This window comes from Methanolobus vulcani, assembly GCF_006546655.1.
GTDB lineage: Archaea > Halobacteriota > Methanosarcinia > Methanosarcinales > Methanosarcinaceae > Methanolobus > Methanolobus vulcani_A.
The window spans coordinates 39,862-53,981 of sequence record NZ_VIAQ01000012.1 but is presented as its reverse complement, the minus strand read 5'-3'; the positions used below and the strand labels follow the sequence as shown (position 1 = coordinate 53,981).

19 protein-coding genes are annotated in these 14,120 nt (G+C 39.2%); 15 read left to right on the top strand and 4 right to left on the bottom strand.

The genetic code is table 11. The annotated features are described in order from the left end of the window. Nucleotides 1–110: 110 nt before the first annotated feature. Nucleotides 111–1,019, bottom strand: coding sequence for a hypothetical protein (locus tag FKV42_RS05200; RefSeq protein WP_154809184.1), 909 nt, complete (start codon nucleotides 1,017–1,019; stop codon nucleotides 111–113). A gap of 115 nt (nucleotides 1,020–1,134) precedes the next feature. On the opposite strand from FKV42_RS05200, the gene ala reads away from it, so the two are divergent. Next, complete coding sequence (ala, locus tag FKV42_RS05195) at nucleotides 1,135–2,121, top strand: alanine dehydrogenase (protein WP_328287508.1); 987 nt, start codon at nucleotides 1,135–1,137, stop codon at nucleotides 2,119–2,121. A 3-nt stretch (nucleotides 2,122–2,124) separates the two neighbouring features. Here ala and FKV42_RS05190 read toward each other — a convergent pair whose 3' ends face one another. Beyond that, nucleotides 2,125–2,448, bottom strand: a complete 324-nt coding sequence (locus FKV42_RS05190; protein WP_154809183.1) for a hypothetical protein — start codon at nucleotides 2,446–2,448, stop codon at nucleotides 2,125–2,127. Nucleotides 2,449–2,777: 329 nt separating this feature from the next. On the opposite strand from FKV42_RS05190, the gene FKV42_RS05185 reads away from it, so the two are divergent. From FKV42_RS05185 to FKV42_RS05175, 3 genes are all read left to right on the top strand, one after another. Then, a complete protein-coding gene (locus tag FKV42_RS05185) occupies nucleotides 2,778–3,281 on the top strand; it encodes a PepSY domain-containing protein (protein WP_154809182.1) in 504 nt (167 codons plus the stop codon). 109 nt (nucleotides 3,282–3,390) lie between these two features. Beyond that, complete coding sequence (locus tag FKV42_RS05180) at nucleotides 3,391–3,612, top strand: hypothetical protein (RefSeq protein ID WP_328287507.1); 222 nt, start codon at nucleotides 3,391–3,393, stop codon at nucleotides 3,610–3,612. A gap of 61 nt (nucleotides 3,613–3,673) precedes the next feature. Then, the gene (locus FKV42_RS05175) at nucleotides 3,674–3,967 is read left to right on the top strand and encodes an ArsR/SmtB family transcription factor (RefSeq protein WP_154809181.1); all 294 of its coding nucleotides are present in this window, start codon (nucleotides 3,674–3,676) and stop codon (nucleotides 3,965–3,967) included. Between the two features lies 1 nt (nucleotide 3,968). Here the strand turns inward: FKV42_RS05175 and FKV42_RS05170 are convergent, their stop codons facing one another. After that, a complete protein-coding gene (locus FKV42_RS05170; RefSeq protein WP_154809180.1) occupies nucleotides 3,969–4,568 on the bottom strand; it encodes a class I SAM-dependent methyltransferase in 600 nt (199 codons plus the stop codon). Nucleotides 4,569–4,701: 133 nt separating this feature from the next. Between FKV42_RS05170 and FKV42_RS05165 the strand changes: the two genes are divergently transcribed. The 11 genes from FKV42_RS05165 (at nucleotide 4,702) to FKV42_RS05115 (ending at nucleotide 13,475) form a co-directional block, all read left to right on the top strand. Beyond that, the gene (locus tag FKV42_RS05165) at nucleotides 4,702–5,829 is read left to right on the top strand and encodes a metal-dependent hydrolase (RefSeq protein WP_154809179.1); all 1,128 of its coding nucleotides are present in this window, start codon (nucleotides 4,702–4,704) and stop codon (nucleotides 5,827–5,829) included. Nucleotides 5,830–5,965: 136 nt separating this feature from the next. Then, nucleotides 5,966–6,304, top strand: coding sequence for a hypothetical protein (locus FKV42_RS05160; RefSeq protein ID WP_154809178.1), 339 nt, complete (start codon nucleotides 5,966–5,968; stop codon nucleotides 6,302–6,304). Nucleotides 6,305–6,664: 360 nt separating this feature from the next. Further along, entirely contained in the window at nucleotides 6,665–7,789 is a 1,125-nt protein-coding gene (locus FKV42_RS05155) for an RNA-guided endonuclease InsQ/TnpB family protein (RefSeq protein ID WP_154809177.1), read from the top strand. 52 nt (nucleotides 7,790–7,841) lie between these two features. Continuing rightward, complete coding sequence (locus FKV42_RS05150) at nucleotides 7,842–8,135, top strand: helix-turn-helix domain-containing protein (RefSeq protein WP_154809176.1); 294 nt, start codon at nucleotides 7,842–7,844, stop codon at nucleotides 8,133–8,135. Between the two features lie 15 nt (nucleotides 8,136–8,150). Continuing rightward, nucleotides 8,151–8,828, top strand: coding sequence for a molybdopterin-dependent oxidoreductase (locus FKV42_RS05145; RefSeq protein WP_154809175.1), 678 nt, complete (start codon nucleotides 8,151–8,153; stop codon nucleotides 8,826–8,828). A gap of 466 nt (nucleotides 8,829–9,294) precedes the next feature. Further along, a complete protein-coding gene (locus tag FKV42_RS05140) occupies nucleotides 9,295–10,041 on the top strand; it encodes an ABC transporter ATP-binding protein (RefSeq protein WP_154809174.1) in 747 nt (248 codons plus the stop codon). Nucleotides 10,042–10,059: 18 nt separating this feature from the next. Continuing rightward, nucleotides 10,060–10,734 (top strand): heme exporter protein CcmB, encoded by a 675-nt coding sequence (locus FKV42_RS05135; protein WP_154809173.1) that lies wholly within the window; start codon nucleotides 10,060–10,062, stop codon nucleotides 10,732–10,734. A 148-nt stretch (nucleotides 10,735–10,882) separates the two neighbouring features. Further along, the gene (locus tag FKV42_RS05130; RefSeq protein ID WP_230375503.1) at nucleotides 10,883–11,077 is read left to right on the top strand and encodes a hypothetical protein; all 195 of its coding nucleotides are present in this window, start codon (nucleotides 10,883–10,885) and stop codon (nucleotides 11,075–11,077) included. A gap of 105 nt (nucleotides 11,078–11,182) precedes the next feature. Continuing rightward, a complete protein-coding gene (locus tag FKV42_RS05125) occupies nucleotides 11,183–11,527 on the top strand; it encodes a hypothetical protein (RefSeq protein ID WP_154809171.1) in 345 nt (114 codons plus the stop codon). A gap of 94 nt (nucleotides 11,528–11,621) precedes the next feature. Beyond that, the gene (locus FKV42_RS05120) at nucleotides 11,622–12,332 is read left to right on the top strand and encodes a cytochrome c biogenesis protein (protein ID WP_154809170.1); all 711 of its coding nucleotides are present in this window, start codon (nucleotides 11,622–11,624) and stop codon (nucleotides 12,330–12,332) included. Between the two features lie 42 nt (nucleotides 12,333–12,374). After that, nucleotides 12,375–13,475 (top strand): NADH:flavin oxidoreductase, encoded by a 1,101-nt coding sequence (locus FKV42_RS05115; RefSeq protein WP_154809169.1) that lies wholly within the window; start codon nucleotides 12,375–12,377, stop codon nucleotides 13,473–13,475. Here the strand turns inward: FKV42_RS05115 and FKV42_RS05110 are convergent. Next, complete coding sequence (locus FKV42_RS05110) at nucleotides 13,448–14,119, bottom strand: HAD family hydrolase (RefSeq protein ID WP_154809168.1); 672 nt, start codon at nucleotides 14,117–14,119, stop codon at nucleotides 13,448–13,450. The two genes, FKV42_RS05115 and FKV42_RS05110, sit on opposite strands and share 28 nt — an antisense overlap. Nucleotide 14,120 lies beyond the last annotated feature (1 nt).

Genomic DNA, 14,120 nt, shown 5'->3' with positions numbered 1-14,120 from the left:
AGGCAGGCAATGTAAAAGTAAAAGTGCTCGCCTTGCCGGGTTCACTTTCAACACTAATCTGTCTGCTGTGTAGTTCCACCGGTTATTTTTCAAGTTCCTTGAATGAGGATTTAATCCTTGATAAAGTCGATTAGTTGGATGATAAGTTCCATTGCTTCTTCAATCCTGAGATTCTGGATATCTTTTCTTTTCGGGATAACTCCAAAACTGTGGGATTCCGGTTTTTTCTTAGGTTCCATCGGACCGATAAGCTCTATCAAATAATCGATAGCATCAGGGTTAACATTGAAGTCATGTTTTTTCTCAGAGAGTTCTTTTAACAATTCATCTGTATTCCTGAAGTCCTCTTTCAGATAATCATAATAAAGTGACCTGTGGCCTTCACCTGCAAGGGGGAAATTACTTCTGATAAGGTCTACCAGAAGGTTCTGTATGAGCCTTTTTGATAGCTCAAGGCTTGCCATATAAAATCCCTGTTTAAAACAGGTGTTTATTTCCGTGCGGATAGAATTGTAGTGATCATCAACAAAATCAATATCTATCAATTTGTTCTGCTTGACGATGGATGATGAATCCAGCCCATTGATAGGATTTATTTTAACAAACTGTTCCATGTCAAATGTAAAATCACTGGTTCTGGCTACTGATGCCTGTAAGATAGACATCTGTTCTTTCAGTCTTTTTGAGAGTATAGCATCTGTGTAGCTTTTTGGCCTGTCCTTAAAATAGATACCATGAATATAATCCTGTATGGTGTAGGTATATTCATTCATTCCCGAACGTTTGTTAGTGTGATAAAGGCTTTCAAATCTGGTCGCTTTATCAGGTACCATACTTCTAATGAGTGGAAGACACTTTGCATACCATTTTCCATATTCTGATGTGAAGATATTGCGATTTTTCTGGTATTCGTGCTCGTTATTTGCAGACATCTCGTCCAGCAGTTCCAGCATTTTTTCTCCTGTACTCACAAGACCGGAGATATCTTTCCTTGATATGTCACCTGGGTTCTGTTCCATCACATATTATATTACATTTCTTATAATATATAATATATATTCTTTAAAAAAGGATGAATAGGGTTTTATCTTATCCTGCCAACATATTTTATATATTTACAATAGAAGGAGTGTTATGGAAATGGATGTTCTGTGGCTTGACCAATCTGATGTCAGAAGTGTAATCGATATGCCTCTTACCCTGTCTGCTGTGGAGAATGGATTCAGGGAGCATGGCCTTAAAAAAGTGCAGATGCCTCCAAAGTCCTATCTCTATTTTGAAAAGCACAATGGTGACCTGCGCACCATGCCATCGTTTATGGAAGAAAAGGATATTGCAGGTGTAAAAATTGTCAACGTGCACCCGGACAACCGCGAAAAAGGTCTTCCTACTGTTATGGCTGTGATAGTCCTTAATTCTACGGAAATAGGTGCTCCCCTTGCAATCATGGATGGTACGCATGTAACTGATATGAGAACCGGTGCTGCAGGTGGAGTCGCTGCAAAATATCTTGCTCGTAAAGATTCACATATAGTTGGTATGGTTGGTACAGGAGGCCAGGCCAGAACCCAATTGCTGGCATTGTCAGAAGTTATGGATATCGAAGAAGTTAAGATTACATGCAGGAATGCTGCTCATTGTGACTCCTTCGAAAAGGATATGCAAAAAGTGGTCAGTTGTGACTTTACGAGAAAAGAGAGTATCAAGAATGTATGTGACTGCGATGTCCTTGTAACAACCACGCCTGTGAGAGAACCGGTTGTAAAGGCCGAATGGGTGCATGAAGGTACACACATCAATGCCATCGGTGCCGATGCCATGGGTAAGCAGGAACTGGAATCCTCACTTATGAAAAAAGCAAGGATAATTGTTGATGATATTATACAGGCATCTCATTCAGGAGAGGTTAATGTGCCGCTGTCTCAGGGAATTATCTCAGAATCTGATTTCCATGCAGAACTTGGTGAAGTGGTCGCAGGAGTAAAAAAAGGTCGTCTTTCTGATGATGATATTACAATATTTGATTCAACAGGACTTGCAGTTCAGGATCTTGTGACTGCGAATATTGTTTACACAAAAGCTGTTGAACTGGGTATTGGTACAAAGATGAAGTTGTTCTGATTGTCATTTGTGATAAACGTCGCCAGTATCAAGATTCTCAATGCAGGATGCTTTCATCACTTCTCCTTGTATTCCTGCTTTTTTTCCATCTTTCATTTTTCCAGTTATCAGTAATTTATCGTTTTTCAGGACAGGGCAAATTCCTGAGTAAAGAATTGTAAGTCTGTGTTCTTCATGCTCGACTGTAAAAATAGTGGAATGTTTTGTCCCGATATCACCAATCGTTATGTGGAACAAGTATATTCCGGCAAAAGCTGTAGGCTCAGTCATTATAGTTGAGTCTGTGATTGCACAGACTTCTATTCTTTTTTCTTCGTTTAGGGCCATGATATCTTTTCTTCAATTCATCTTAAAATAATGTAGGATTATTGCATCAATGTTTATTTATTTATTTATCTATTAATTTTAATTTAATATTTAATTTTCTATGACTGTTACTGCATATATGAGTTCTGGCCATTTTTCAAACTGACATTTCATTAAAAACAAATTTGATTTGATTTTATCTGCAACTGTGTTCATTTTTAAATAACTGTGAAAAATGAGATAAAATCAGAAGTTTCACCTTAACTTTAAATACTAACCTCTCATGCATATGTAGTGTTAAAACTACATATGCAGGATGATATATTCCTGTAATGAAGGAAGGTGTAAAAATGAAAAAAACTACAACAATACTTCTTGCTGGTATGCTCATTGCAGCAATTGCAGGGATTGGGATGGCAAGCGCAGCAACAGATAATGCCGAGGACACCACTTTCTTTGGACATATGTACAGGCTGGCAGGACAATGTGTTGGATATGCTAATGGATACATTAACGGCTATGGAAATGCTGATTGTCCGGCCAATGGAGCATATGCAACTGACGGAACAATGGTTGAGATTACAGTAGAAACAGTTACTGATGCCATCGATATCGCAGAAGATGCAACAGGCCAGGAAGTAGATGAGTCAGATGTCTACCAGATGGGAAGATGGTGGGTATTTACCTACACCGAAGATGGTACTGTAAAGCAGGGTCGTATTGATGCATACACCGGTGATGTAATCGAAGACTTCTATGCAGATTCCGCATATCAGGGTCAGTACTATCAGGATGGACGTGGCATGCGTGGAAGTAGTTACGACGGTTCCGGTGGCTGTGGTTACAGATACTGATAAGCATTTTCAGGATTCAATAAACAGGTGTGGGAGGTAGAAAAGTAATAATAGTTCCTTCCCATATACTCTTTATTAATTATATATTTTAAGGGGTGAAAAATAAACTATGTATGATATGATGGGCACTAGCACGTATGGAATAGGTATCTGGGGTCTTCTATTAAATATAATTATTATCTTTTTAGTTGTCTGGGTGACAGTTACACTTCTCAATAAGTCCGGTTCCGCTGGTTCAGAAAACAATGAACGTCTGGCAAGAGTGGAAAAGGATGTAGAGGACATCAAAAAGATGGTTCAGGATATTAAGGAAAAACTTGATGAAATTTAAATTAATTATTCATGCTCAAATTCCATTACAGAGCTAAGAACTAAGTGCAGCAGGTTCTCAGATGACAAAAACACTTCAGCAAATAATAACTATCGGAGAAGCTATTTCTCATCCTGTCAGATTAAAACTCCTGTATCTGCTTTCTGAAAGGGAGAGATACATATATGATCTGGCGAAGGATCTTGAGCTTTCACGTCAGGTTATCCAACTTCACTTAAAGAGGTTGGAAAAGGCTGGTTTTGTTGAAAGTGACCTGAGACTTGAGGATAATGATAACCGTGCCAAGAAGTTCTATAAGCTGAAAGAATTCGATGTAGATATTTGTCTTAAAGACCTGGATGAAATATTTGATTGATTCAGGGTTTTGACTTTATTAACCTGAAAACATCTTTCAGGGCTTTATTTTCAACATTAATAACATTAAGACCTGCTTTTTTTGCATTCTCTACAGTTTCTCTGTTAATATTCACTCCAGTAATTGCAACTGTAAGTGGATTGAACAGGTCTTCAATGAAAGCAATAATCCTGTTTTCACTTTTCATATGCTCCAGATTAACGACCATGCCATCAGGTTTGCATACACGTTTCATCTCTTTTAGTGCAGCAATTGGGTCTGGTATCGAACACAGGACAAAAGTAGTGATTACATAATCAAAGCTGTCATCTTTAAATGCCAGATTCTCAGCATCCATCTGAAAAAGGGAGATGTTATTTTTATGAACAGCTTTCTCCTTTGCGTGAGAAAGCATTTTGTCACTAATATCAACTCCCACAACCTCACATTCATCTGGATAATAAGGGATGTTTTTTCCTGTTCCTATACCCAGATCAAGTACCCTGCCGGATAATTCTGGTAATATCTTTTTTCTCCATTTACTGAACCACATGTACTCCATTGGAATTTCCATGGTATCAAAAACATAGGATACCCGGTTGTACTTGGAGATAATTGACATGTAATTATTTTTGTTTTCTTCATTTAAACATCTATGCAGAAATGAAGCGGACAATCCATGAACTAAATATCTGGACAATCTAACAATCCAGCATCCTCCAAAAATATAAAAAGAAATAGTAACATCTTTTATATTGGGTGAGCTTGACAGGATGGTAAATACACTATCCCATCTGGGAATCGGGTTACTGATAGCATCAGTTGCAGGATTGAATAAAAGGCAGATCAAGATAGTTGCTTTTATGTCAATACTACCGGATCTTGATTTCATATTGAATGCATTATTTATTGCAATAAACGGACACCTTGATCACCAGATGTATAACACTCTCTACTATATGATGGGTCACAGAGAGTTCATGCATTCCCTTATTTTTGCTTTGTTTGTGACATTGTATATCAGGTATAAGGAAAAGGACCGCATGCTTGCACTTGCTTCCGGTGCTGCCATACTCAGTCATATATATCTTGATTATGTTACAAGCTGGAAAATGAGGCCATTTTTTCCATTCATAAAAGAAACGTCAACAATAGGTGGAATTGATTTCTTTGATCCTGTGGTTACTATCATATCATTTATACCGCTGTTCTATATTATGGTGGGTCGTGTCCATGAAAGTAAAAACAATGCTGTCTTTGGTAATGGATATAATCCATATTCAAAGGTAAATGGTCATATACGTTCACTTTTTCAGGGAAACGGCAGTTGGCTCACTGGTATTTCAAAAGGTGAACACAGGTTACTCTACAGGAAACTGCTGCTGATATTTGTTATATGGTGTGTTTTCAATCCTGTGGCAAAAGCAGTTCTAATATCTGATATCGAAAGAACTGAAGGTCATGATATTAGTTATCAGGACTCTTATCCGATATCGCCGGGTATTTTTCTTTCAGCATATGAGTTCAATGAGACCACGTACAAGATACTCACATCGAGTTATTGGTCTGGTATTGAGAAAGAAGGATTTGTGAACAAATGTTATTGCGACGAGGATTCTTCGGCTCAATACATACAAAGGGCACAGTCGCTTTATGATTCCAGTCTTCCGGGTGAGGTGGATTATCCGGTGTATAACGTTTCTACTTATGATTCCAATGTCACGGTAGTTCTTAGTGATGTACGCAATCCATTTGCTTTGTATTGGGCACATTTTAAAACCGAATATATCTTTGTATTTGACACTGATAGCGAAAATTATGATGTTTATGTGAAAAGGAATGTTCAGTATAGCAAACCAATGCCATCCGGCATGTTTGCATGATTTTGTGAACATGATGCTCCATATTAGGTACATGCTAATTTTATTTATGTACATCATTCTAAATATAATAACAAACTCCTTTTATATGGGTACATGTAATGTACTAATTGCAATCAATTACAAGGAGATTGTGACATTGAGGGAAAATGAAAGCAATTTGGTTATGGATATTAAAATTCATGAGTTCGTTGACAAGGACACATGGCATTTGCATCTTGCCCTGCACGCAAATAATGTGCTGCTTGGCGTAGCATTTGCAAACCTTGGTAATTCGAAGTATGATAACGAAACCGTGGTAGCGGCAATACAGAGCCTTAAAAATGAATATTACAAGGCTATCGGATCTCCAATGAGATACCGGAATGGAAGTCTTACATTCCTGCCTGCTGACCCGGGAATCGTCGCAAAAGAGTCACAAATAGCATCTGAAATGGAGATGAAACATGTCTGCAGTCCAGAAAAAGCAGTGGCTTAATCACATTAATATAAATGCTGGCACCAACGATCCCCTCAGATAAATGCACCCTCTTGCATTAACAAATTGTTTGCTTTCAACAAGCCAGCATTTATATTCTCCTATATAAAAAAGGAGCATGAAAGCAAGCATCTGAACTCTTTTTAATAAATTTTTTATTAATGATTCTGATTCAGATTTTGTAATTTTCTTTAGAACTTCTCGGTTTGTGGTCTTGATTTTATACTTTATTTACGATTTTCGGAGTGTAGGGAGTAGAGAAAGTCCACTGCTTTAGCTGTGGGATGAATCGTACCCACCTTTTAGTTAATCCATTTCTAACATATCCATTTTTAAGCAAAAAGAACGTATTAATATACAATGCGTAAAACATACAAGTTCCGTATCTATCCTAATAAACCACAACAAAAACAGATGGAGCAGAGCTTGGAGATATGCAGGCAAGTCTATAATCGTACATTAGCAGAAAGAAAAACCGCTTATGATGAAAGAGGAGAAACGCTATCTAAATACACTCTCAACAAACTACTACCCGATTGGAAAAAAGAAAATCCTGAATATAAAGATGTATTCTCTCAAACCCTTCAAGAAGTACAGGAAAGAGTAGACTTAGCATTCAAGCATTTTTTCAGACGTGTGAAAAACGGAGAAAAACCCGGATACCCTCGTTTCAAAGGCAAAGGATGGTACGATAGTTTCACATATCCACAGATGGGTTTTAAACTCGATGGAAACCTTTTGTATCTTTCTAAAATCGGAAACGTCCGTGTAAAAGCACATCGAGAAGTCGAAGGTGACATTAAAAGGATAATTGTTAGACGCTCTGCATGTAAAAAATGGTATATTTCCATAACTACGGAGTGTGAGGATATAGAAATTCCAGAGTGTAATATGGAACATGTTGTAGGTATTGATATGGGTTTATCCAGTTTCGCAACTTTGTCTGACGGAACAGCGATACCTAACCCTCGTTTTTTCCGTCTGGAAGAAAAAGAACTCGCTAAGGCTCAAAGAAAATTATCTACAGCCGCAAAGTTTTCTCCAGAACGTAAAAAAGCTATTAAAGTAGTACGGAGAGTTCATGAAAGAATTGCAAACAAGCGTTATAATTTTATTCATCAATTGAGTAGACGATTGGTAGGTGATTATTCCTTCATTGCTTTTGAGGACTTGAACATCAAAAACATGCTTAAAAATCATTGTCTCGCAAAAAGCATATCAGATGCTGCATGGAACATGTTAATCTCTGCAACAAAGTACAAGGCTGAAAGTGCTGGTTCTTTAGTTGCATTGGTTAATCCTGCAAATACTTCTAAGATGTGCTCAAGGTGTGGTCTGTTAGTTGAAAAAACACTATCTGATAGAACACATAAATGTAATAGCTGTGGTCTGGTTTTAGACCGTGACCACAATGCAGCTATCAACATTCTCAGATTGGGGTTGCAATCTGTCGGTATTGAATCCGTAGAAGCCCACGTTCTTTAGACGTGGGAGCAGTCACATTATACTTTCATAATGAAAATAGGAGGAGTGGGAAATGCTGGAAGATGATCTCGATGATCTATTAGATGCACAGCCTTCTGAAAGGGAAAGGGTAAAAGCGGAACATGAACTTGCTCACAAGGCAGCTTCACATCCTATAAGGCGTCAACTTATCAGAGCTATCGGTGCATTCGGATCTACAAAAAGTGAGATTCTGGAAAGTACTGAGCTTGATGAGAAAGTGTTCAAGTATCACACAGAATTCCTTATAAAAGGTGAATTCGTGAATATTATTGAGGACAAGTATTCCTTGAGTGATAAGGGAATAGAACTTCTTGGCTGCATTTAAACTGGAGCTTAGTTCATGGTTCAATTCAGGCAATATAGTTCCTTAATTTACTGTACAGTAGCGTTATTTCTTGTTTTAGCCAGCGGGTGCACTGGAGACCCGCAGCAGGAACAACAAGAAGCCAATAATTCCGGTGAAGCTACTGTTTTTGAAGGTAAAGAATTGACTCCCATATCTGAACAACGAAATAATGCAATTCAAGGTAGTCAGTACATTGATCAGGATACATACGAGCTCAGAATTTATGGTATGGTCGACAACCCTGTAAACCTGAGCTATGATCAGTTGCTTGCTTATCCTTCAGTATCGAGGTTCGTTCGTCTGGATTGTGTTGAAGGCTGGGGATTTGATGCCAAGTGGACCGGTGTGACTCTGAACACGTTGTTCAATGAAACTGGAATCAACAGCAGTGCAACAACGGTCATATTCTATTGTGCAGACGGTTATTCCACATCACTTGAACTTGCTTATCTTGTTGATAATGACATCATGCTTGCCTACAAGTTAAATGACATAACCCTGCCTGCTGACAGGGGATTCCCTCTGCAGCTTGTGGCTGAGGATAAATATGGTTACAAATGGGCAAAATGGATTACAGCAATTGAAGTTATCAATGAACCGTACGAGGGATACTGGGAAAGTGTAGGTTACAACAACAATGCCGATGTTGGCGGACCTGCTTTTGAGAGATAACCAGTTGTCAAATTGACTTTTTATTTTTGTCCTGAAATCCTCTTTTTCTTAACAAAACGGCTTTGTAGAAATCCTGCTATTAAAACTTTAAGGAAAGTAGATAGGTTTTGTCAGTTCAATATGATTTTTCGTAGGTAATGAATAACTTGGGTAAAACCGAAGGGTCTGGCGAAGCCGGCGTTTTTCCACAAGACAATACAAAATATCCTTGGCATAATAACATGAAATATTTTATCTGCAGGACTTCTGTAGCATTCTCATCAGAAATAATAATCATTGGAATAATCTTATGTATAACAGCATTGGAATGTGCTGCCTTCGGCGTATGGTTACTTTGTTTTTAGCTTTCAGGTTGTTTTTGTGGAAATGAAAAAGAGCAACGTTTGTGTCAATCATATAATACCGGAATTCTACAGAGTCTAAAAAACGTTAATTTATATAAGCCAAAGGTGTAAATATAGCCTCAATGGACAGTATCATCTCAATAACTGGTCTTTCAAAGAGCTTTGGGCGAAGGAAGGCATTGAACAATATTGACCTTGATATCAAAAAAGGTGAGTTCGTTGCCATATTCGGTCCCAACGGAGCCGGAAAGACAACTCTTCTTAAGATAATGTCCACGATCATCAATCCTTCCAGGGGAAAAGTGCTTGTAAACGGGATTGATGCCAAAAAACATCCTGAAAAGATAAGGGGAATTATTGGTGCTATCTCCCACGAAACTTACCTTTACGATGAATTGACAGCAAGAGAAAACCTTGTTTTTTTCGCACGCATGTATGGGATTGAGAATAATAAAATCGATGAAAGAGTCGATTCCATACTAAAAAGTGTAAATCTCCTTCAGCGTTCCGATGAGTGTGCCGGTTCATTTTCAAGAGGGATGAAGCAGAGGCTTTCAATCGCAAGAGCATTACTGCATCAGCCTGAGATTTTGCTCATGGATGAGCCATATACCGGACTTGACCAGCATGCTGCTGCTAATTTTGAGCGTGTGCTCATGAGTACCGGCGATTCTGATGTAACTAGTATAATGATAACCCACAATATTGAGCGTGCTTTTGAACTCTGCGGTCGCATGCTCATAATGGATGATGGGGAAATACGCTTTGACAAACTAAAAACTGAAATTGAAAGCGTGGAACAGTTCAGAGAACAGTATCTTTCCATAGTGGGAAAGGATACGGATGCAGAGGGCATTAGTAACGTTTAACCTGCCTGTGGTGAGATTATGAAGAAAAGCCTCTACATTGCAGCAAAGGACCTCAAATCCGAGTTTCGCACAAAACAGATGCTCAATTCCATGCTTATCTTCTCACTTATTGTTATAGTTATTTTCAGCATCTCATTTGGTGATGTTCTCAGCCAGACTGAACTTGTAGGAAAACTTGCTCCCGGTGTTCTATGGGTTGCTTTCACCTTCGCAGGCACCCTTGGACTTTCACGTTCATTTGCAGGTGAGATAGAGAATGGATGTCTTGAAGGACTTAAACTCTCACCAATTGACAGGAGTTCAATCTACATCGGGAAAACAATATCAAATGCAATCCTGATGTTCATTGTTGAATTGTTCACAATACCAATTTTCATAGTTCTGTTCAACTACAACATCAGTGGTATTCCTGGACTTGCACTTGTAATCTTCCTGGGAACTTTCGGTTTTGTCAGTGTGGGAACTCTGCTTTCAGCACTTTCAGCGAGTACAAGGGCACGAGAGATCATGCTTCCGGTGCTTTTGCTTCCACTGATTATTCCGGTGATAATTCCGGCTGTAATGGCAACAGGGACGATACTTACAGATGGTGGGATATGTAGTATAGGTTCTGAACTCAGGTTGCTTGTTGTGTATGACCTGATATTCTTTGTAGTAGGACAACTGGTGTTTGAATATACTGTGATGGATTAGGATTTCTGAAAAATCTCCACGAAACATAAATCAAGTGTTTTTTCCATCCCTCCCAAACATTCCAATTGCCTGCAGGGTAAGTCAAAACGTTATGGATATAAATTTGGGATACAATATCCTAAATAAATAACTAAATTTAGGAAGGAGTATGGTTATGGCCGAAAGCAATTGTGCAAACTGCAAGTTGAGACAAAAATATGATGAAAAACCAAAGTCATTTCTAGGAAGATTCTGGCGCTGGCACATCAATTTTTGTCCAGGATGGAAAAAGTATTTTACTTCACTTCCGCCAGAGGAAAAATCAAAAGTTGCTGCTAAATATGATTTTAAAAAATACCAGTAAAAAGAACAACATATAACTGGTTCATTTTGTTAATATGAGAGAGCTTTAGCTTCACTAAACCTCTCGTTGCGTCTGCTGTCAAAGTTCAAACTTCAAAGAGGAAAAATGGAAAGTGATCTGATATATTCCGATAAACTTGTAGACGTCGATGATAAAGGCATACGTCTTAAGAGATACTATTTTCCTTTAGGACAGGCGAAGTTCGTGAAGTTTCAGGACATTTTTAAAATGGAGAGACGACAGCCAACTTTAGCTAATGGCAAGTGGAGATATTGGGGTTCTGGTGATTTTGTAACCTGGTTCCCTCTGGACTGGAACAGGTCAGGCAGGGATTTTATATTTTTCATCAAAATGTCAACCCAAAGCACACGAATTGGTTTTACTGTGGAGGATTCAAAGGCTTTTATTGAAGCTATTGAGTCAAAGGGTATAAGGATCGAAGATTCATAACACTTATTCCAGTTTTCTTCAACAATGCTGTTCCTCAGGTTTGATGTATGAAAAGCATTTAAACAAGAAATTTCAATAAGGCAGAAGAACGATTATGCTTATTGACAGGAAAAAAGAACGGATACTTACAATTATTACGGCTCCTGTTATGCTAATTGCCATCTGGATGATATTTTTCTATTTGCCCCAGATGAAAGGCAATGCCGGTGAGATACTTGACAACAGTTTCAGGATATTCTATTTCCACCTACCAATAGCTATGGTAGCTTATCTTGCGTTCACCGTTGTTTTCATTGCCAGCATAATGCACCTGAAAGGAAACAGCAGTAAATGGGACATCGTTGCTCATTCTGCCGCCGAGGTAGGCGTGGTATTTGCATTCCTTGTACTTGTCACAGGTTCGATCTGGGCTAAAGCAACATGGGGCTGGTACTGGATATGGGAGCCAAGGCTCACTACCTCACTTGCACTCTTCCTTGTTTATCTTGCTTACCTGATGCTTCGTCAGGCTCTTGAAGAACCTGAAAAGAGAGCACGTCTTGCGGCTGTCTTTGGAATTGTCGGATTCATGTCAGTTCCACTGAGTTTCTTATCCATCAGGCTGTGGCGCTCAGCACACCCGCTGATGTTCGGTGGCTCTTCATATGGAAGCAGTGGCGGTGGACTTGAAGGAACTTCACTTCAGGTGACACTTGCTGTTAATATGCTTGCTTTTGCGTTGCTATTTGCTTCAATGCTTGTTTACAGGATCAACAACGAAGCTCTGAAAGAAGAGCTTGAGGAAATGAAGTACAGCCATTCCTGAATCTAAGAAAAGCATATAAGTTCCTGCTATCAATACACCTGCATGTTGTTTGAACCTATTATGCTGGGGAATATGGAAGTACCCAATCGTTTTGTACGTTCTGCCACACATGAGTGGATGGCAGAGCCCGATGGCACGCCAACCGACAGGATCGGTGATATGTATGAAGAGCTAGCACGTGGAGAAGTCGGGCTTATAATCACTGGGTATGCATACGTGAATCCAAACGGAAAAAGTGACAATCTCCAGCAGGGAATCTATGATGATAAATTCATAGAACCTTACAGGAAGATAGTCTCCAAGGTACATGTGCACGGAAGCAAGATAGTTATCCAGATTGTTCATGGTGGTAGGCAGACAATGGTCAGTGCAGAGTATCCTATAGTTCTTGCACCATCTGCTGTGACCAATAAAAGAAACGGCATGACTCCTGAGGAAATGACCGAGGAAGAAGTGCTTCAGACAATCGAGAACTTTGCCAATTCTGCAAGGAGGGCAAAGGAAGCAGGTTTTGATGGAGTTCAGCTACATGTCGCTCATGGTTTCCTGCTTAGTAATTTTATTTCTCCATACACGAATAGGCGTAAGGACAGGTGGGGAGGTTCCACTGAGAAAAGGACTCAGATAATCCTTGATATCATCGACAGGATACACGAGATGATAGGTGATGAGTTCCCGATACTTGTCAAGCTTAATGCAACCGATGGTTTCCCAGTGGGGATGAAGAATGTTCTTGATGCACCTGAATGCGTTGAGATAGCAAAGATACTTGCTGCAAATGATGTCTGTGCAATAGAGGTCAGCGGTGGAATCGTTGAAGCCGGACAGCAGATGTTCAGGACAAAGATCAATAACGCTGATGCAGAAGCATATTACAAGGATTATTCCAAAATGATAAAGGAAGCAGTGGATGTTCCTGTAATGGTTGTAGGCGGTATACGCTCAAAGGCTGTCATGGAACAGATGCTCGATGAAGGATATGCTGATATGGTATCACTTTGCAGACCTCTCATTTGTGAACCTGATCTTGTGGCAAAGATCAAAAGTGGTGAGGCAGAGGTCGCAAAATGTGTTTCATGCAACCTGTGTTCCGATGAGAGCGGTATAAAGTGTAACTATAATTTTGACCGCAAACAGTCATAAGAGGGTTCCAGTTCATTCAGGAACTCAACAAGGCGGGTGTGGTTTTCAATGACCATATCTGCCTGATGGAATTTTTCAGCATCAAGATATGTTGGTACCGCGACACAACATAATCCTGCTTTTTTGGCAGATTCAACTCCCATTGGTGCATTTTCTATTACAATAGCTTCATGGCTTGAAATCCCAAGCATTTCTATTGCTTTAAGATATGGGTCTGGTTCAGGTTTTCCACGCTGTACATCATCGGCTGTAACAAGTTCCCTGAATATCCCCGGATATTCAGATTCAATTATATCATAAACTATAGGTCTGTCTGAACCTGAAACAACAGCAAGGTTGAATTTATCTTTAAGACCTGTGAGGCACTCTAACATACCTTCAAAAACCTTGAATTCTGCTATCCTGTTAAATTCTGCAATGTATCTCTCTACGATGTTCAATACGTCAAATTGGGATGCATCTCCGCTTCCTTTCTGAAGCAGGAACCTCATGATGTCAACGGTTCTTTCTCCTTCTCTCTCATAGATGTCCTGTTTATCCATTTCAACGCCAATCTCGTCAAAAATATGCTGGACAGCTTCTGCATGATCTGACATAGAATCAACCAGCACGCCATCCATATCGAATATTACAGCTTTTAACAAA